The organism is Halomonas sp. 3H (assembly GCF_024206005.1).
Classification (GTDB): domain Bacteria; phylum Pseudomonadota; class Gammaproteobacteria; order Pseudomonadales; family Halomonadaceae; genus Halomonas; species Halomonas campaniensis.
In genome coordinates, this window is the sequence record NZ_CP100360.1 from 2,312,935 (window position 1) to 2,331,878 (window position 18,944).

At 63.6% G+C, this 18,944-nt stretch carries 18 protein-coding genes; 6 read left to right on the top strand and 12 right to left on the bottom strand.

All coding sequences use genetic code 11. The annotated features are described in order from the left end of the window. Positions 1-29: 29 nt before the first annotated feature. The 4 genes from NFC98_RS10755 to NFC98_RS10770 all read right to left on the bottom strand — a co-directional run bounded on the left by NFC98_RS10755 (position 30) and on the right by NFC98_RS10770 (position 5,066). Complete coding sequence (locus NFC98_RS10755; RefSeq protein ID WP_254274984.1) at positions 30-2,504, bottom strand: P-loop NTPase fold protein; 2,475 nt, start codon at positions 2,502-2,504, stop codon at positions 30-32. A 540-nt stretch (positions 2,505-3,044) separates the two neighbouring features. Further along, positions 3,045-3,545: a VOC family protein gene (locus NFC98_RS10760; RefSeq protein ID WP_254274985.1), complete on the bottom strand. Its 501-nt coding sequence runs from the start codon at positions 3,543-3,545 to the stop codon at positions 3,045-3,047. 202 nt (positions 3,546-3,747) lie between these two features. Continuing rightward, positions 3,748-4,449, bottom strand: coding sequence for an aspartate/glutamate racemase family protein (locus NFC98_RS10765; RefSeq protein WP_254274986.1), 702 nt, complete (start codon positions 4,447-4,449; stop codon positions 3,748-3,750). A gap of 11 nt (positions 4,450-4,460) precedes the next feature. After that, on the bottom strand, positions 4,461-5,066 hold the full coding sequence (locus NFC98_RS10770) for a LysE family translocator (protein ID WP_254274987.1): 606 nt from the start codon (positions 5,064-5,066) through the stop codon (positions 4,461-4,463). A 95-nt stretch (positions 5,067-5,161) separates the two neighbouring features. On the opposite strand from NFC98_RS10770, the gene NFC98_RS10775 reads away from it, so the two are divergent. Then, positions 5,162-6,559: a PLP-dependent aminotransferase family protein gene (locus NFC98_RS10775; RefSeq protein ID WP_254274988.1), complete on the top strand. Its 1,398-nt coding sequence runs from the start codon at positions 5,162-5,164 to the stop codon at positions 6,557-6,559. A gap of 185 nt (positions 6,560-6,744) precedes the next feature. Further along, positions 6,745-7,089: an antibiotic biosynthesis monooxygenase gene (locus NFC98_RS10780; RefSeq protein WP_254274989.1), complete on the top strand. Its 345-nt coding sequence runs from the start codon at positions 6,745-6,747 to the stop codon at positions 7,087-7,089. Between the two features lie 70 nt (positions 7,090-7,159). Here the strand turns inward: NFC98_RS10780 and NFC98_RS10785 are convergent, their stop codons facing one another. The 3 genes from NFC98_RS10785 to NFC98_RS10795 form a co-directional block, all read right to left on the bottom strand. Next, the gene (locus NFC98_RS10785) at positions 7,160-7,447 is read right to left on the bottom strand and encodes a HigA family addiction module antitoxin (RefSeq protein ID WP_026596149.1); all 288 of its coding nucleotides are present in this window, start codon (positions 7,445-7,447) and stop codon (positions 7,160-7,162) included. A 64-nt stretch (positions 7,448-7,511) separates the two neighbouring features. Beyond that, positions 7,512-9,734, bottom strand: coding sequence for an OsmC domain/YcaO domain-containing protein (locus NFC98_RS10790; RefSeq protein WP_254274990.1), 2,223 nt, complete (start codon positions 9,732-9,734; stop codon positions 7,512-7,514). Positions 9,735-9,834: 100 nt separating this feature from the next. Next, positions 9,835-10,851, bottom strand: a complete 1,017-nt coding sequence (locus tag NFC98_RS10795) for a Tat pathway signal protein (RefSeq protein ID WP_254274991.1) — start codon at positions 10,849-10,851, stop codon at positions 9,835-9,837. A gap of 286 nt (positions 10,852-11,137) precedes the next feature. Here NFC98_RS10795 and NFC98_RS10800 point away from each other — a divergent pair, with 286 nt between their 5' ends. Next, a complete protein-coding gene (locus NFC98_RS10800; protein ID WP_254274992.1) occupies positions 11,138-11,629 on the top strand; it encodes a CIA30 family protein in 492 nt (163 codons plus the stop codon). An 11-nt stretch (positions 11,630-11,640) separates the two neighbouring features. On the opposite strand, the gene NFC98_RS10805 is transcribed toward NFC98_RS10800, so the two are convergent. The 4 genes from NFC98_RS10805 to NFC98_RS10820 form a co-directional block, all read right to left on the bottom strand. After that, entirely contained in the window at positions 11,641-12,519 is an 879-nt protein-coding gene (locus tag NFC98_RS10805) for a PhzF family phenazine biosynthesis protein (protein WP_254274993.1), read from the bottom strand. Beyond that, a complete protein-coding gene (locus NFC98_RS10810; RefSeq protein ID WP_254274994.1) occupies positions 12,516-12,764 on the bottom strand; it encodes a hypothetical protein in 249 nt (82 codons plus the stop codon). Before NFC98_RS10810 ends, NFC98_RS10805 begins: the two co-directional genes overlap by 4 nt. A gap of 3 nt (positions 12,765-12,767) precedes the next feature. Beyond that, complete coding sequence (locus NFC98_RS10815) at positions 12,768-13,586, bottom strand: class I SAM-dependent methyltransferase (RefSeq protein WP_254274995.1); 819 nt, start codon at positions 13,584-13,586, stop codon at positions 12,768-12,770. Positions 13,587-13,772: 186 nt separating this feature from the next. Continuing rightward, complete coding sequence (locus NFC98_RS10820; RefSeq protein ID WP_254274996.1) at positions 13,773-14,462, bottom strand: VIT family protein; 690 nt, start codon at positions 14,460-14,462, stop codon at positions 13,773-13,775. A gap of 122 nt (positions 14,463-14,584) precedes the next feature. On the opposite strand from NFC98_RS10820, the gene NFC98_RS10825 reads away from it, so the two are divergent. Beyond that, positions 14,585-14,755 (top strand): hypothetical protein, encoded by a 171-nt coding sequence (locus NFC98_RS10825; RefSeq protein ID WP_254274997.1) that lies wholly within the window; start codon positions 14,585-14,587, stop codon positions 14,753-14,755. Here NFC98_RS10825 and NFC98_RS10830 read toward each other — a convergent pair. Beyond that, positions 14,752-16,131: a DUF2254 domain-containing protein gene (locus tag NFC98_RS10830; RefSeq protein WP_254274998.1), complete on the bottom strand. Its 1,380-nt coding sequence runs from the start codon at positions 16,129-16,131 to the stop codon at positions 14,752-14,754. The genes NFC98_RS10825 and NFC98_RS10830 overlap by 4 nt on opposite strands. Before the next feature lie 544 nt (positions 16,132-16,675). Between NFC98_RS10830 and NFC98_RS10835 the strand changes: the two genes are divergently transcribed. Then, positions 16,676-16,828: a DUF3309 family protein gene (locus NFC98_RS10835; protein WP_302055110.1), complete on the top strand. Its 153-nt coding sequence runs from the start codon at positions 16,676-16,678 to the stop codon at positions 16,826-16,828. A 508-nt stretch (positions 16,829-17,336) separates the two neighbouring features. Then, positions 17,337-18,920 (top strand): BCCT family transporter, encoded by a 1,584-nt coding sequence (locus NFC98_RS10840; RefSeq protein ID WP_254274999.1) that lies wholly within the window; start codon positions 17,337-17,339, stop codon positions 18,918-18,920. The last annotated feature ends 24 nt before the right edge of the window (positions 18,921-18,944 follow it).

Below are 18,944 nucleotides of genomic sequence, written 5' to 3' on the forward strand. Positions count from 1 at the left end.
ATGCATATTAGCCATAGTAGGCTACTGCGTCATCTTTCCCTTCTTTTACCATTTTCTCCATAGAGATTATTTGCTGATCTAACAGCTTTTTCAAGATTTCTATCAAGAGTTTCCTCCATTTCTATCAATGGATTACCGAGCCAATTCGAGTCTAATGCTCGTCTCACAGACTCATCATAGAGCGGCTTATACTGCTCTTTCATATGATTATAAAAAGTCTTTGCCCTAGTAGCTCTTAGCTTAATCCTTTGCACAATATTTCTCTCGTCAGAAATCTCTCTCGAGAGCTCTTTAAGCTCCTCCCAGTAGCTTCTTCCTGGTATAAATGTATCCATTAGCACATTTTCAATAAACGTAAAATCGCCAATCAAATTTCTCACAACATGGCCCCCAAGACGGCTAGAAAAAAAACTACTACTTATGTCTGCAGGCCCATAGGATCGGGTGTGAGCAAAACGGATATCACAAAGCCCAGAAAGAACTTCAAGCGTATCTGATTCGGAAAAACCTATTGCATTCAGATTCTCTCTTATGACAGGCCCTTCAATATAGGCTTCACCGTCTTCACTCCCCTTCTTGACCAAGGCTGAAAGGACATACAGCCTAAGCAACTCTCCATTACTTCTCCCTATTCTAGAGTCAAAAGGATTCCCTATGACAGAGTATTTTTCAGAATATACAGATTGGTTTCCTAGCAAAATTGACTTAAATGCCTCTTGTTTAGGCAGCACATATCTGCCGTCTTTCCGATAGTTCCTAATAGCTTTAGCGGGGTCTGTATAACCTCTAGCCAGAAACTCTCGCGTCATTCTTAGCGCCAACCTCACATCATTATTTGCCAACACATCAATCCGCTCACCCACTTCTGTACCAAGAACGGAGCTTTTGACAATATCAATAAATACGGATAGATCTGAGACCTTAAACAAAGCACCATTTCTAGCTGTAAACTCTCCTTCTTTACCCTTTAAAAGCTGTCCAGTGAGGAAAAATCTTCTAGAAATAACTGCAGAAATCTCAGGTGGCTCAATATGAACAGGGTCGAAATCAAAAGCATCAAATGTCGGAGAGTTGCGATGGTTGACGTATGTAGACTCACGCATAGCTATTATTAAATTTACTCTCAACCTGCTTGCCAAAGCTATTGCGTCTGAAAATATAGATGATTGAACTTCTTCACTTTCAAACTGATCAACATTATCGATTGTTAGAAATAATGGCGCCTTAGTCGCACCGTAAGCAACCACTTTATCAACATAAGGAAAAATGGCTTTATAATCATTCATAATCATTTCAGCCACTTTTCTATCAAAACCCTCTTCATCCTGAGCAACCAAGAACATAGGCCCTGACCGAAGTGCCTCGATTTCATCTTTATATGCAGGCCCTATAGATCTTTTGTAATCCTTAAAATAATCATCCTTTTTTAAATAATCAAAGACTTCCTTATAAATAAATTCAAGAGGAGACTCACTTTGAGAAAAATCTCTAAAATCAATATTCACCCAGTGCGGATAAGCTTTACCAGGATCCTTCCTGAAATACTCTTCTGCAGAAACTCTCCTGGTATATTGCAAGAATGTCGTCTTTCCTGTGCCAACAGACCCAAGAACTAGCATGGCTAGGGGACGGCTTGCTTGTACAGCAGAACTAATAGACTCAACAAGGGCTCTTGATTCTTTTTTCCTCATTGGCCTTTTTGGCTTAGAAGAAAATAGCGGCTCTCGCTTTTGCAAATGCATTTTAATTCTATTGTCAAATTTTTGGCGATCCGCATTTTTTACATAACACTTTTCGAGTAAATCAGTATCCGCATGGACAATAGACTCTGAAAAGGCAGTTGTCACTTCGTTTTCTATGAGTGGAAAAATCGGGTTTGGATCTTTATTTACTGGGCCGGAAAAAAACTTATTCAACCTCCTTTCTTCAAACTGATCTTCATTCCTCCCCAACAGTTCAACTGCCAGATTGCCTTCGATGACACCTTCTCTAGAAAGCAATCTTTCAAAATAAGATAGATCTTCACCTAGAAGTGTAGAAAGAGAATCGAAAATTATGGCTCTTGAGTCTGAAAAAGAAACTTGATCTGTTCTAACTCCTGGAAAAACGATCCACTGGTCACCATTGGTAACAACTGCAAAAGGGATAGACTGTTTTCTGCAATACTCTCGTGCTTGCTTAATAGCCTCTCCAGTTCTCCCTTCCATAAGGCGGCCTGTAAGAGGAGCCCTTCGCTTATCAGGAACAGTGTCAAACGTCACACCGACTCTTTTTGCCTCCACTAATATCGCAGTATCAGCCGTTCTAATAATATAATCAGCGAAAGTCGTATTGCCATCTTCAGACACTCGCTCTTCATATGAAATATCATCTAGAGTCCAGCCAAGGATTTTCTCCAGAACCTCATCAATCACCTTCTTCCTAGTTTCAGCTTCATTAGCACATGACAGAGATAGGTGAGAGTATCTTTGTATTATTTCCCTTGCATTTTTAACACTTCCCATGTCAGGACTCCTTCAACAAATCGAAGCGACTCGTTCTCTCTTAGCGCTAAAAGTAAAAAAAAACATCTTGGCTGCTCAATACGAGCCGATCGCCCCGCAAGCAACTTGCGACCAGTCGGGGAAAGACCCCAATTTTTGCTGGTGTGCGACATCCCGCCGGCATGGGACGCCGTGAGATGGCATCGCCAATAAATCGCGCTCTTACCTACATGGGTTTCAATAACTGAGAAGTTATCCAGGCACGCTACCGCCCCTACCCGGCAAGCCGTGATGGCATCCTGCCATCCCTGCGCTGCGTGTGGTGGCATATCGCCTGGCCGTCTAAGCGGCCTTGGCCATTCAGCGTATGCGACAAAACCGATGGTTGCCACACCACGATTGGTCGCAGGTGAGGCTCAACGGGTGTCGGGACTCATGCCGGCCGCCGAAGCATCACGGCGGCCAAACGCAAGGCCCCCGAGCCAGGTGAGTGACTCGGGAGCCTTGCTTGGGGGCCAACGCTCAGCGGCGGCGCACAGCACGATTTGCGGCATGCTGCTGTCAGACCGGAGGCTTCTCGCCACGGACCGCCGCTTCGATCACGGCGATGTCGATTTTCCTCATCGTCATCATGGCATCGAAGGCCCGCTTGGCGGCGGCGCGATCGGGGCTGGTGTAGGCCCTGGTCAGCGCGATGGGGGTAATCTGCCAGGATATGCCCCACTTGTCCTTGCACCAGCCGCACTCGCTCTCCTGGCCGCCATTGCCGACGATCGCCTTCCAGTAGCGGTCGGTCTCGGCCTGGTCCTGGGTAGCCACCTGGAACGAGAATGCCTCGTTGTGCTGGATGCCTGGCCCACCGTTAAGCCCCAGGCAGGGAATGCCCATCACGGTGAACTCGACGGTCAAGACGTCCCCCTGCTTACCCGCCGGGTAGTCTCCCGGTGCGCGATGGACCGCACCGACGGAGGAATTGGGAAAGGTGCTGGCATAGAACCTCGCCGCCTCCTCGGCATCGCGCTCGTACCACAGGCAAATCGTGTTCTTGGCAATCGTCGTCATGGTTTCCTCCCTCATGGCTGCAGGTCGAGTATTGCCCGGTGGCTTTCCTCCAGGCACAGGGCCACGGCCAAGTGGCCGACGCCGATTCACCCTGGTGCGCTACCGGGGCATCTCACCCTCTAGTCGCGCGACGACGGCCCAGATCGACAGCCGGCGAGAATTTTCCATGCAGGCCGATCCGACGGGTCTTGGCCGGTATGTGCTATGAATCCGGGGTCGCAAGCGCCTCCTCCACCGCCTGCTCGGCGTGGATGGCGGTGGTGTCGAAGAGGGGCACATCCGTATCGTCGTCCTGGATCAGCAGCCCGATCTCCGTGCAGCCGAGAATGACGCCCTGGGCGCCCTGCCCGGCCAGCGAGTCGACGATCTCAAGGTAGGCGGCTCTGGAGTCCGCGCGGATCTCGCCGAGGCAGAGCTCGTCATAGATAACGGCGTGCACCCGCTCGCGCTGCGCGGCATCGGGAACCAGCACCTCGATGCCCTGCGCCTCCAGGCGCTCCCGATAGAAGGCCTGCTCCATGGTGAAGCGAGTGCCGAGCAGCCCCACCCGGGTCACGCCCTGCCGGTGCAGCGCCTTGGCGGTGGCATCGGCGAGATGCAGCAGGGGAATGTCCACGGCCTGCTCGAGCTGCGGAGCGACCTTGTGCATGGTGTTGGTGCACAGCACCAGGAAGTCGGCGCCGGCCGCCGCCAGGGAGCGGGCCGCCGCGCCAAGGATCTTTGCCGTGGCCGCCCAGTCGCCGCGGCGCTGCAGCGCCTCGATCTCGGCGAAGTCCACGCTGTAGAGCACCAGCCGGGCGGAGTGCAGCCCGCCCAGCCTCGCCTTCACCCCCTGGTTGATGAGCCGGTAGTAGGTCTGGGTCGATTCCCAGCTCATCCCGCCGATCAGCCCTATCGTCTTCATCTCCCCTCCTCTTACCCCAGGATAAAGATCACGCAGGCGGCGGTGAGCGCCCCCATCACGCCGTTGAAGATCCGCCAGGCGCGGGGCGTGTCGAGCCAGCGGCCGATGGCCATGCCGAAGCCCGCCCAGAGCGCGATGCAGGGCAGCGCCACCAGCTCGGCGAAGCCGGCCAGCAGCAGGGCGTTGACCAGGGTATTGCCCTCGCCGGGCAGGAAGCCTGCCATCAGCGCCAGCCCCATCACCCAGGCCTTGGGGTTGGCGAACTGGAAGGCCGCCGCCTGCCAGAAGCTTAGCGGTCGCCCCTCACCGCGCCGACGCAGGTCCGGCGGCGGTGCGGTGGCGATGCGCCAGGCCAGATAGAGCAGGTAGCCGCTGCCCACCACCCGCAGGATCGTCTGCACCAGCGGGTAGCGCTCGAAGAGCAGCCCCAGCCCCAGGGCGATGCCGGCAAACAGCAGGAAGCAGCCCCCCAGGATGCCGAGCATGTGCGGCAGGGTCCGCAGGAAGCCGAAGTTGGCCCCGGAGGCGGTGAGCATCACGTTGTTGGGGCCCGGGGTGATGGTCATGGAGATCATGTAGAGGGCCGCCGGCCCCAGGAATGCCACCGCTTCCAGCATATTGCACCCATACAATTCAGGGGTTATTGTCGATACAGCCTGTGAATTTTCAGCTTAATGGGCACAATCCTGGCGTCAAAGGTTTTATTGTCACCATGACAATCTGGACACCCCAGCTCGCCGAGTCGGGCCCCCGCTACCGCGCCATCGCCGAATCGATCGCCCGGGCCATCCAGGTCGGCGAGCTGCCCCCGGGCCGCCAGCTGCCGCCCCAGCGCCACCTGGCCGATGCCCTGGGCGTCACCGTGGGCACGGTGTCGCGCGCCTATGCCGAGGCCGAGCGTCAGGGCTGGGTCTTGGCCCGGGTGGGCAGCGGCACCTATGTGCGCGGCGCCGAGCAGACGAACGCCTCCCCCTTCCTGGCCTCCGCCTCGGCGGAGGACGACGGCCTGGTCGACCTCAGCCTGAGCCTGCCGCCGCCCCATGCGCTGCGCGCCTCGCTGCTGGGCCAGGCGCTGGCCGGGATCGCCGAGGATCGCACGGCGCTGGAGCGCGCCGTGGCCTATCAGCCGGAACGCGGCCTGGCGGGGCACCGCGAGCGCCTCGCCGCCTGGATGACCCGCCTGGGCATGCCGGTCTCGCCGGAGGCGCTGGTGATCACCCAGGGAGGCCAGCACGGCATCGACCTGACGCTGCGGGCGCTGACGCGCCCCGGCGAGCGGATCGCCGCCGACGCCCTCACCTACCCCGGGCTGATCGGCGCCGCCCGCCAGGCGCACCTCAAGACGCTGGCGGTGCCCCTGGACGACGCCGGCATGGATGTGGAGGCCCTGGCACGGCTGTGTGCCCAGCAGCCGCCGCGGCTGGTCTACGTCACGCCGGACCAGAACAACCCCACCGGCGCGGTGCTGAGCGAGGACCGGCGCGAGCGCCTGGCGACGCTGGCCCGGCAGCACGAGTTCTGGATCCTGGAAGATGGAGTGCAGTACCTGCCGGAGGCCGAGCGCGGCACCCCGCTCTACCGGCTGGCCCCGGAGCGCACCCTGTTCGCCTTCAGCTCCGCCAAGGTGCTGGCGGGCGGGCTGCGCATCGGCGCCCTGCGGGTGCCGGAGGCGTTGCAGGAGCCGCTGGGCGCGGCGGTGCGCGCCCAGAGCTGGATGGTCCCGCCGCTGATGGTGGAGGCCGTCTGCCGCTGCGTGGAGAGCGCCGATGCCGAGCGGCTGCTGGCCTGGCAGATCGAGGAACAGGCCGAGCGCCAGCGCCTGGCCCGCCGGTGGCTGGGGGAGTACGCCCCGACCGGGCGGCCCCACGGCAACAACCTCTGGCTGTCGCTGCCGGAGGGGCTGCGCGCCGCCGAGCTGCTCGCCGCCCTGGAGGAGCGCGGCGTGCGCCTGACCGGCCCGGAGCCCTTCTGCGTGGGCAGCGAGCCGGCGCCCCAGGCGGTGCGGCTCTGCCTGGGCGGGGCCCGCTCGCGGGAAGCGCTGGCCCAGGCATTGAAGGCAGTGAAGGAGACCCTGCAGGCGCCCCCGCCGATCCCCTGGCGCACGCTTTGACCGCCGCCGGATGCCCCCGGCGCGAGCCCGATCATGGCAGCACCCAAACGCCAGCCCCCCGAGCTGGGTGAGTGACTCGGGGGCCATGTGGGGTTACGTTCAGTGGGAGTGCCCGCCAGGGGCCGCGTCGGTATCGCCGCCTCGCGCGTCCTGGCGCAATGTGCGTTCGTTCACCAGGAGCCGCCATGATTGCCGTCATCTTCGAAGTCGTACCCCACCCCGACCAGCGCGACCACTATCTCGACATCGCCGCCGGCCTGCGCCCGCTGCTGGAGGAGATCGATGGCTTCATCTCCATCGAACGCTTCGAGAGCCTGGCCCAGCCGGGCAAGCTGCTCTCGCTCTCCTTCTGGCGCGACGAGGAAGCCATCGCCGAATGGCGACGGGTGGAGCGCCACCGCGCCGCCCAGGCCAAGGGCCGCGAGACAGTCTTCGCCGACTACCGCCTGCGCGTAGCCGGGGTGCTCCGCGACTACGGCATGCACGACCGCGAGCAGGCCCCCGAGGACAGCCGCGCGCGGCACGACTGAGCACTAGGCTGACCCACCGGGCGGTGATAGGCGTGCTGGGAGGTCTCAGGGATTCGGAGTGGGCTGAACGTCAGGCCGCCACCAGCTTCTTCACCTTGAGCTCTTTGCGATGCTGTTCGGCGTGCCAAAGCTCATACTGGGACTGCTGGTTCAGCCAGCTCTCTGCCGAGGTATCGAAGGCGATGGAGAGGCGAATCGCCATCTCGGGGCTGATACCCGCCTTGCCGTTCAGCACGGCGCTCAGCGTTTTTCGGCTCACGCCCAATGCCTCTGCCGCCGCAGTAACGGAAAGTCCCAGCGGCTCAAGGCAGAGCTCTCGCAGTACCTCGCCAGGATGAGGGGGATTGTGCATCAGCATGGGCGGTACCTCAGTGGTAGTCCTCGTAGTTCATCATCCCGGCACCACCATAGTCGACCCGAGCTCAGGCCGGGGCGCGCATCCCGGCCCGGGCAGCGCGTGCCGCGTGCAGCTTCCGGTAGCTCTCGATCAGCCGCTGGTGCTTCTCCAGCCCCTCCAGGGCCATGCTGGTGGGGGTCAGGCCGTGGAAGCGCACCGTGCCCTGCACCGAGCCGATCACCGCCTCCATGGTTTCCTCGCCGAACATGCGGCCGAGGTTGTAGCGGAAGTCGTCGAGTGCCAGCTCGTCGTCAAGCACGATCTCCAGCACCGCCTGCACCGCGCGGTAGAAGAGGTTGCGCTCCACGGTGTTGTCGTTGAACTGCAGGAACATCTCGACCCGCTCCAGGGCCTCCTCGTGCTGGGCAAGCGCCAGGTTGATCAGCAGCTTCAGTTCGAGGATGGTCAGCTGGCCCCACACGGTGTTCTCGTCGAACTCGATGCCGATCAGGGTGATGATGTCCATCTGCTCGTCGAGCTGGCTCTCCTCCAGGCGCTCCAGCAGGCCGGCAAGCTCGTCATCACTCAGGCGATGGAGATTGAGGATATCCCCGCGGTAGTCCAGCGCCATGTTGGTGTTGTCCCACACCAGGTCCTCCACCGGGTAGACCTCCGAGTAGCCCGGCACCAGGATGCGGCACACCGGCGCGCCCAGCTCCTCATGGATGGCCATGTAGGCCTCCAGCCCCATCTCCTCGAGGATGCCGAACAGCGCCGCGGCCTCCTCCTGGGTGCTGTGAGAGCCGCTGCCGGAGAAGTCCCACTCGCTGAACGCGACATCCGCCTTGCTGCTGAAGAAGCGCCAGGAGACCAGCCCCGAGGAGTCGATGAAGTGCTCGACGAAGTTGTTGGGCTCGGCCACCGCCTGAGAGTTGAAGGTGGGCGGCGGGAAGTCGTTCAGGCCCTCGAAGCTGCGCCCCTGCAGCAGCTCGGTGAGGCTGCGCTCCAGCGCCACGTGGAAGCTCGGGTGGGCGCCGAAGGAGGCGAAGACGCCGCCGGTGCGGGGGTTCATCAGGGTGACGCACATCACCGGGAACTGGCCGCCAAGCGAGGCATCCTTGACCAGCACCGGGAAGCCCTGGGCCTCCAGCGCCTCGATGCCCTCGACGATCTCGGGGTAGCGCGCAAGCACCTCGGCCGGCACGTCGGGCAGCGCGAGCTCCTCCTCGAGGATCTGGCGCTTCACGGCCCGCTCGAAGATCTCCGAGAGGCACTGCACCTGGGCCTCGGCCAGGGTGTTGCCGGCGCTCATGCCGTTGCTGAGGTAGAGGTTCTCGATCAGGTTCGAGGGGAAGTAGACCGTCTCGCCGTCGGACTGGCGCACGAAGGGCAACGAGACGATGCCGCGGTCGACCCGGCCGGAGTTGGTGTCGATCAGGTGTGAGCCGCACAGCTCGCCGTCCGGGTCGTAGATGGCCCGGCAGTGCTCGTCGAGGATCTCCGCGGGGAGCGCGTCATTGGGTCCCGGCGGGAACCACTTCTCGTCGGGGTAGTGGACGAACTCGCTGTCCGCGATCGCCTCGCCGAAGAACTGGTCGTTGTAGAAGAAGTTGCAGGAGAGGCGCTCGATGAACTCGCCCAGCGCCGAGCAGAGCGCGCTCTCCTTGGTGGCGCCCTTGCCGTTGGTGAAGCACATCGGCGAGGCGGCGTCGCGGATATGCAGCGACCAGACGTGGGGCACGATGTTGCGCCAGGAGGCGATCTCGATCTTCATGCCGAGCTCGGCCAGCATCGCCGACATGTTGGCGATGGTCTGCTCCAGCGGCAGGTCCTTGCCCTCGATCCAGGTGCCCTGCTCGGCGCCCTCCGCCCCCTTGGGCACGCCCATCAGCAGCGCCTGGGCGTCCTCGTCGATGTTCTCTACCACCTCGACATCGAACTCGGGGCCCTCCTGCACCACCTTCTTCACGGTGCAGCGGTCGATGGAGCGCAGGATGCCCTGGCGGTCCTTCTCGGAGATGTCCTCGGGAAGCTCCACCTGGATCTTGAAGATCTGCTTGTAGCGGTTCTCCGGGTCGACGATGTTGTTCTGCGACAGCCGGATGTTCTCGGTGGGGATGTCCCGGGCGTTGCAGTAGACCTTGACGAAGTAGGCCGCGCACATCGCCGACGACGCCAGGAAGTAGTCGAAGGGGCCCGGCGCCGAGCCGTCGCCCTTGTAGCGGATGGGCTGGTCGGAGATGACCGTGAAGTCGTCGAACTTGGCCTCCAGGCGGAGGTTGTCGAGATAGTTGACCTTGATTTCCATGGGGCACCGGGGGAGTTGGCGTGGCAGCGGGGGCGGAAAACCCGCCATTATCCAGCTTTTCCCGCCGGGCGTCATGGCAGGGTTACAAAATGGTACCGCCTCAGCCCACCACGGCCGCCACCGGCCGGCGCAGCGAGCGGGGCATGGCCGGGCCCCGGCCGAAGCGCACCACCAGGTCGGGGCGGCCAACGGCCAGCCCCAGCGCCCGGGCGAACGCGGGGCGCACGCTCGCCTCCTCCACCGGCTGGTTGACGAAGGCGTTGCGGATGCCCAGCGTCGTGGCCTGCAGGGCAAAGCGCTGGTAGCAGCGGCCAGCCTCGACCCAGTGTGCCCGGTCATCCTTCGCCGACACGAACACCGCCAGCCCGGCTGAGCTGCGCACCTGGCGAGCCACCTTGGCATTCTCCGCCTTCGGCCGCAGCATGGCGCGCATCAGCAGCTTGCCGAGCCAGCGCGGCGCCTGGGGATTGCCGGTCGCCCGGCCGCTCAGGCCATCGCCCTTCTCCACGGCCTCGGCGTCGTTGAAGCGGATCCACGCCGCAAGCTCACGGCGGAAGGCGGGGGTCTCCAGTTGCCGCGCATTGGCCTCGAGGATGAACCCCAGCGCCCGTTCGATGGCGTCACGTTCGGTGAGCAGCAGCAGCGAGACACCCTTCCCGCTGCCAGCCGCCTGCAGCAGCGCCAGTTCGTCGGCGGCAAGCGGCGTGCCGTCGTAGTCGCCGCGGGTGCACTGGCGCGCGACGATGGCCTCGAACAGCGGCAACGCCTCGGCCTCGCCGGGCGTCAGGGCGACCCGGATCTCGCCGTCGCCCTCGGGCCGGAACTCGGCCGCGGCGGCGAGCCCCAGCGCCCGGGCGGCCAGGCAGAGGTTCTCGGTGGCACAGCCCAGCGAGACATAGAGATGGTGATCGTCCGGATCCACCACCGGCGTGCGCCGGGTCAGGTCGGGCAGGATGCGAATGGCGCCCGCCTCCACCCGGAAGCGCCAGCACTGGGTGTTGTGGCCCGAGGGGGCGAGCGTCGCGTAGCGGATCAGCGTCCGCATCCGCTCGGCTTCGCCATGCGGCGGCACCGTTTCCGACGCCCAGGTGTGCTTCACCGCCTCGTCATAGTTCATGGCGCCCTCGCGATGGCTGGCCGATACCGACACTCAGTATTGCCCAGGATTCGGCCGTCGCCAGTCGAGAAGACAGTACGCGACATGACCGGCATGCTGGACAAGGACACGACGAGGACACGTAATGAGGCAATGGCAACGGGCCTTCCGAATCATCGCCGCTGCCGGCGTCGCGGCCGTGATTGGCATGGCGGTCGCCGATGGTCACGCCCGCGAACAGCAGATCAGCGTGACGGCACAGGTCGAACGCGAGACGACGGCTGACGAGATGCGACAAGGAGCGCCCATGACCTACCTGATCGACTTCCAGGCCCCCGGCGAGGCCAGCCGCTGGCGCGCCATCAACGACGGCGTGATGGGGGGCATCTCCCGGGGCGGCCTGCGCGTGGAGGACGGCATCGGCGTCTTCAGCGGCGAGACGTCGCTGGCCAACAACGGCGGCTTCGCCTCGGTGCGCCGCGACCCCGAGGCCTTCGACCTCGGCAGCGCGGCGGGCATGGCGCTACGGGTGCGCGGCGACGGCCGCGCCTACCAGCTGCGCCTCTACAACGACCAGCTACCACGGGGCGCCGCCTGGCGGGCGAGCTTCCAGCCGCCCGCCGGCGAGTGGCAGCGCGTTGAGTTCTCCTGGCACGACTTCGAGGCGGTGTTTCGCGGCCGACTGCTGGCGGACATTCCGCCTATCGATCCCGCAGGGATTGTTCAAGTGGGGCTGATGATCGTCGACCGCCAGGCGGGGCCCTTTCGCCTGGAAGTGGCGTGGCTCGCGACGCCGTGATGCACGCCCGGCTAGACCTCGACGCGCAGGGTCGACATGGCACGGGCCGAGCCACCGGCCATGAGGCGGGAAACCTTCCCGTCGGCAATTTCCAGCTCGACCTTGATGACGCTGGGTGACGGGGGCTGCATCAGCCAGCCCTGTTCAATCAGCATCTCCCGCTCCGCCACCCCGAGACGGTCGTGGAGAAAACAGGCCAGGGGGCCCGCCGCCATGCCGGTCGCCGCCTCCTCCGCTATGCCGAACCGGGGGGCGAACATGCGTGCCCCGGCTTGGCGGCCCTTCACCCGGGTATCCGTCGAGAAGACGTAGTAGCCGATGAGGTCCAGCTCATCACTGATCGACTCGACCAGGGAAAGGCGTGGCCTCAGCTCGGTGACCGCCCTCTCGTCGGGCATGGGAACGAGCAGGAAGGCGTTGCCCGTGTTCACCACGCAGGGCGCGCCGACGCCCAGCGACTCGCCATTCCCCAGGCCCAGGGATGCCAGGATCCGGCCGCCAAGCTCGGACGCCATCTCGATGGAGGTGTAGGTCGGGGCGCGCTGCTCCATGAAGGCCATGCCATCCGCGACGAGGATATCCCGGTTGCCATCCACCGTTTCCTTGGAATGGCGGCCCTCGCCAATGATTCCGAGCTGTCGCAACAGGGAGAAAGTGGCTACCGTCGCGTGCCCGCAGTGGGCGATCTGTCGCGTTGGCGTGAAGAATTCGAGCTTGATGGTTGCCGTATCCGACGCCGAGACGAAGGCGGTCTCGGACAGGCCAACCTGCCGAGCCACCTTGAGCTTCTGTGCGGCGGTCAGCGCATTGGCATCGACCACGACACCGGCCGGATTGCCCCCCGTGCTGCCGTCGATGAAGGCGTTGACTACCTGGACATCGATGTTCATGCACTCTCCGAGCGAGGAATAGGGATTGGTCCGCGGTTACAACATGACATCGCCCGCATCTGCGGGCCTACCCACAGCACCATCATGACCATCCACACCAGGAAGAGGACCACCAGCCCGGCCAGCACCAGCGCCACCAGGCGCGGCAGGCCGAACGCCCCCTTCTGCCGAGGCCCCCGCAGCATAACCACCCCGGCTCCCACCAGTAGCGCCACCATCACCATCAGCCCGATGCTCGTCGTCATGGCCTATGCCCGAGTGGCAACGGTCAGCAGGTAGCGGTTCTCGACCACCGCCGTGCCATCCGTCGCGCGATTGTAGCGGCTGAACACCTCGTGCAGGTCGCTGCGAAAGCGTTCACGCCGCTGCTCGCCTGCCGCATCGGAGGCCCGAATCGCGGGGCCGAAGTAGCGCAGGAACACCTCCACCGCATGGTCGACGGAGCGGTAGTACTGCAGGGCGATGCGTTCCTCGCTCTCGATGGTGCGCGTGCCGGCGCCGAGCAGCGTATCGAGGCCGGCCGCGGTGCCCCAGCGCAGGGGCGGATGAAGGCCAGGTGGCGGCGGCATGTACCTGGCATTGGTGGCGAAGAAATCACCGCTCCAGCCATTCGGCATAGGCGTGGCCAGGCCGATCCGGCCACCAGGTCGGCAGACGCGCAGCATCTCGTGCGCGGCGCGGTCCTGGTCCGGGGCGAACTGCACTCCGTAGACGGAGAGCACCGCATCGAAGTGGGCATCCGGGAACGGCAGCGCCTGGGCGTCGGCCACCCGGAAGTCCACCTCGAACCCCTCGGCGGCGGCTCGCTGCCTGGCCCGCTCGATCAACGCCGGCACGTAGTCGATGCCGCTCACCTCGCAGTAGCGCCGTGCGGCGACCAGGGCGGCGGTACCGCTGCCGCAGGCGATATCCAGCACGCGCTCGCCCCCGTGAGGGCCCACCGCGGCGCACAGCGCCTCAGCCATGACCACGTTCTGGCGGGCGATCTCGTGGAAATCGCCGCTGGCCCATACCTCCTGCTGCCGTGCGGTCACGGCCTGATAGTCGACCTCCGGTTTTTCGCTCATGCTTCCCCCCTGGCCCGCCCCCCAGGCGGACATCGTGGCCATGTTTCCCTACAGCGTAATCCGCCGCCGGCTCCTCGCCAGTCGGGAGGGCGACGCAAGGGGGCAACTCCTGCCTGACGGTGGTCAGCGTGGGGCGGTCTGCACAAGGGGAATGGCCTCGGGGTGTTCAGCGGTAGCCATGACCGATCACCCTGCCACCCCGAAGAGCGCCCCTACGCCGGCGGTCAGCGCCATTGCCAAGGCACCCCAGAAGGTGACGCGGGAGGCGGCTGCGATCCGAGGGGCACCGCCGGCCTGGGCTGACAGGGAACCCAGCAACGCAAGAAACACCAGGGAACTGCCCGAGACCGCCCACATGAGCATGGAACCCGGAAACAGCAAGACGACCAACAACGGCAGCACCGCGCCGAGGGAGAAGGTGCCGGCAGAAGCCAGAGCGGCCTGGACGGGACGCGCCGTCAGAGTTTCGGAGATGCCCAGCTCATCCCGTGCGTGGGCACCCAGGGCATCATGCTGCATCAATTGGCTAGCCACAGTGCTCGCCAATGCCGGGTCCAGCCCGCGCTGGACGTAGATCGCCGTGAGCTCCGCCCGTTCCTGTTCGGGGCTGGATGCCAACTCATCACGCTCCCTCGCAAGGTCGGCGCGCTCGGTATCGGACTGCGAGCTGACCGACACGTACTCGCCAGCGGCCATCGACATGGCGCCGGCCACGAAGCCGGCCACACCCGCCACCAGGATGCCCCGGACATCGGCCCCGGCAGCGGCAACGCCCAGCACCAGGCTGGCAGTGGAGACGATGCCGTCATTGGCGCCAAGCACGGCCGCACGCAGCCAGCCTACCCGGTGCGTTCTGTGTGTCTCGAGGTGTCTCATGGGAAGCATCCCCTTGGCTGCTGAAGAAGAGAGTGGCAGGAAGACATACCGCCCGCCAGGCCTGTTGCAGTTGGTCTTGGCGTGGGGTACCGGAGGGAAGGAGGCCGAAGAGGAGCTTCTGAATGAACCGTCGTGAAAGCCCTCCCAGCCCTGATTCTGGGTATCGCCGCCATCGTAGCGGCGTCATCAACCAGACGCTGACGGTGCGCAGCACGGTGATCGGGCGCATCCGCGACACCGCCCAGGCATTGGGTGAGCTGCCGCCGACAGGACCGCCGGGGCGTTTCGGCTAGAGGTGGCGTGGTTCGGGGTGCCTTGACGGGCCTGGAGAGACATCCCTGCTTCCACTGCACAGCTGCATCGCCGTCCGGTAGCGTTCTTCCGCCACCCGGAGGTCCTCGGTTTCCCGCAGCCCCTCGCGGGCCCCTCGGACGATCATCTCGGCATGCCGCAGCAGGGCCGCTCGATCCTCGGCACGATGCGTGAATCGAGCGACCACCGCTATCGTCTCCAGCAGGCGTATCGTCACCGCAGCATTGCATCGAGCCTGCTGCCGGATCTGGTTGAACGCCACACCGGTGACCTCGGGAAACGTCGCCGACAGGGCAATCACCCTCAACCGCCCCTGACTGTCATGCCGATAGGGCGACGGCTTCTGGCGGATGGCCAACCGACTCAGCGCTGAGGCCAGGTGGTCGATGCAGGTGATGGCCGTGAAGGGGTCGTTGACCCCGGTCGACAGGGCCCGCAGGGCGATCTCCACGAGCTGGGTCACGGCAAACTCGATGTCCTGGCCCGAGGCGCGCTGGTTCCCCAGGGCGAAGGCGGCGTTGGCCCGCGCCACCGGAATGTCGGCCACCCGCTCGCCGGGCCAGACCCGCATCAGCGGACAACCGGCGACGACGTAGTGGCCGGGGATTCGCTCCAGCCGTATCACCACATCCTGCTGAACCGCCAGGGCCAGCAGGGCCTCGGTGTCGATGAACTGGAGGTAGCCGTCCGCATTCGCGGGGATCGAGCGCGACTGCCGCTCAAAGGCGTCGAGGAATTCCGCATCGGGGGGCGCCCTCGACGCCTCGGGTGCTCCCTGTCCGATATGTTCCGGAAACAGGCGGCCGGTCGCGGCAATCAGCTCCTTGCTGACGCGCGCCACGATCTCGTTGGCCTGCATCGATACGGACACGTGATGGATGAAATAGATCAACACGCCCACGCTAGCGACGGCAAGGAAGACACCGAGGGCCACCGACACGTTAGGCACGAAGGCCACTTCTTCCTCTCGCCGGATGGTCAACAGGACCAGCAGGCAGTAGAGAAAGGTGGCGACGAAGGTGCCCAGCACGACCTGGGTCGTGGTGTCGCGCAGGAAGTTGCGCAGCAGGCGGGGGCCCAGCTGTGAGGTGACCAGCGACAGGGCCACCAGCGTCATGGAGAACACCACCCCGGCAATGGTGATCATGGAGCCGGCGATGACTCCCAGCACGGCACTGGCCCCCTCCGCGCCGCCGGTGAACGTCCAGTCCCAGGCGTGCCACAGCCAATTCGTTACCGTCCTGTCCAGGGCGACGCTGAAGAAGGCCAGCAACACCGCGACGATGGCCATGAGGGTGGGGATGAACCAGAGGCTGGAACGGGTACGATCCCAATACCTGAAGATGAGTGTTTTCACGATGATGACGTCTCGGGTCGTCAGCTGTTCGACATGGCCGGATGCTGGCGTCAGGTCGCAGTGCTGGCAAGGGCCCCTTCGCAAGGGGGAGGCCCATCCATGATAGTCCCGATTCCCCCCGTCGTGGCGAGGTCCCGAGGCACCTTCTGGCCGGGTCGATGCCGGGAGACTCGGGCAGAAACTCTGGTGCCATCTTCTGAGGGCCATCCTCCTTATCCCGAATGCAATGACTTGCCTCATTCTGACTATCTTATGCAGCTAATGCGTGGAGTATCAGGGATTTTCTACCGATGCGTGCCGTCCCGCTGCGAATAGGGAGAAGGCGGCGCGATGTGGGTGCAGGCACAAGGACGACGGCCTTTTCATGGTCTACTGTCAATGAAGGACCCGGCCCCTGGCTTCGAACAATCAGGGATCATGGTCCGATGCGTAATGGCTGCTTTCGAATGGGGACGAGGGGCATCAGTGTGGACGATGCATGCTGGCATGCCGGCACAAGGTCCGGGCTGCTCCGACACTCGTAGCTGGGAGACATGACATGTCAATCGGAACAATTCTTCTGATCGTTGTAATTCTGCTCCTGATCGGTGTTATACCTGCCTGGCCACACAGCCGGGGGTGGGGATACGGTCCCAGCGGGGGGCTAGGCCTGGTGCTGATCATCCTTCTCGTCCTGTTGTTGATGGGAAAGATCTAGCCCCTCAGCCACCGCAAGGGAGGCACGAGTGACCCGAAGTCAGCCGGCGCCTTTCCATCACCCACGAGCGGAAACAAGCCGTGGAAACCACGGCTTGCTTCCGCAGGGAATGTCCTGAAAGAGCGGCACTCACCGATCGGTGCCACGTACAAAAGCACGGGGGTATAGCCGCGGCCGTATCAGGGCGGCCGCCTCTATCATCGCTGACGGTAAGCGTCTGCCGCGGCGAAATGTGCCAGTGGGTCGGCATGGGCCTTCACGAAGGCGGGACGGGCCGCCTCGACCGAGTTGAGCGCGGCAAGCCGCCAGGTCACCACCTCGTTGCGGCCTCGGGGAGCGTCAGGCATCAGCCTGGCATGCGGTCGGCCAGGCAGAACAGGATCGTACTGCTCTCGAAGAGGGCCTCACGCCCCGCTTTAGACTTAGGTCTAAGGTTGTTAGAATGCCATCGCTCTAGTCGGCGCCATGCCTCATCGGCGCCTACACCCCTCGCAACTAGGGCATCCCCATGTCTTCCCAGACCTCCCCCTCCGCCGCCGGGGCCTCGGCACTGTCACGCCTCGGCGACCCCATCGTGCTGTTGCTCACGGTCGGCTTCATCGTCGCCTTCGTCGGCCTGTCGCTCTTCGACATCGACCTGGTCGCCGACAGCATCAGCGCCGGCTTCGCCTGGACGGCGGCCACGCTGGGCACCTACTTCCAGCTCCTGCTGCTGCTGACCTTCCTGGTCGCCATCGGCGTGGCCATCTCACCGGCGGCCGGCGCCCGGGTCGGCAACCTGAAGAGCCCGCAGATCGGCACCTTCAAGTGGCTGTCGATGATCATGTGCACCCTGCTGGCCGGGGGCGGTGTCTTCTTCGCCGCGGGCGAGCCGGTCTATCACTTCGTGGTGACCCCGCCGGCCTTCGACACCGAGGCGGGCACCGCCGAGGCCGTGGCCGGTGCCCTGGCCCAGTCGTTCATGCACTGGGGCTTTCTGGCCTGGGCGGTGCTGGGCTCGCTCTCCGCCATCGTGCTGGCCCATGCCCACTACGTGAAGGGGCAGCCCTTGCAGCCGCGCACCCTGCTCTATCCGGTGTTCGGTGAGCGCGTCATGAAGGGTGGGCTGGGCAGCGTGGTGGACGCCTGCTGCGTGATCGCGGTGGTCGCGGGCACCGTCGGCCCTATCGGCTTCCTTGCCACCCAGGTGAGCTTCGGCCTGCACGAGCTGTTCGGCGTCGGCCAGGGCTACGCCACCCAGCTCGGCATCCTGGTGCTGCTGGCGGGGGTCTACGTCACCTCGGCGATGACCGGCGTCCACAAGGGCATCCAGATCCTGTCGCGCTTCAACGTCTTCCTGGCGCTGGCCATCGCCGCGGTGATCCTGCTCGCCGGCCCCACCCTGTTCCTGGTCAACGCCTTCAGCCAAGGCTTCGGCGAGTACCTGTCTTCCTTCTTCACCATGGCGACCATGAGCGCCGAGACCGCCCCGGCCTGGTGGATGCAGTGGTGGACGGTGTTCTTCTTCGCCTGGTTCATCGGCTACGCGCCGCTGATGGCGATCTTCGTGGCGCGCATCTCGCGGGGCCGCACCATCCGCGAGATGATCCTGGCCGTGGCGGTGATGGCCCCGGTGGCCACCGCCATCTGGTTCACCCTGCTGGGAGGCTCCGGCATCCACTACCAGCTGACCGGCGCGATCGACCTCAGTGATGCGCTGAACAACTTCCAGTTCGACGTGGCGACACTGACCGTGGCCCAGGCGCTGCCGGGCGGGCCCGTGATGGCGCTGGCCATCCTGCTGCTGACCAGCATCTTCGTCGCCACCACCGGCGACTCCATGAGCTACGCCATCGCCGTGGTGTGCACCGGTCACGACGCCCCCAATCGCCTGGTGCGTGCCTTCTGGGGCATCGCCATGGCGCTGATGGCGGGCATCCTGCTCTACATGGGCGCGGGACAGATCGGCGCGCTGCAGCAGTTCATCGTGATCACCGCGATCCCGGTCTCGCTGATCCTGCTGCCCACGCTATGGAGCGGCCCTCGCGCCGCCTACGCCCTGGCGCGGGAGCAGGGCATCATCGCCTCGGCCGAGAGCGCAGTGCAGCGTTGACGCCGATGGCAGGCTTCTCACGGC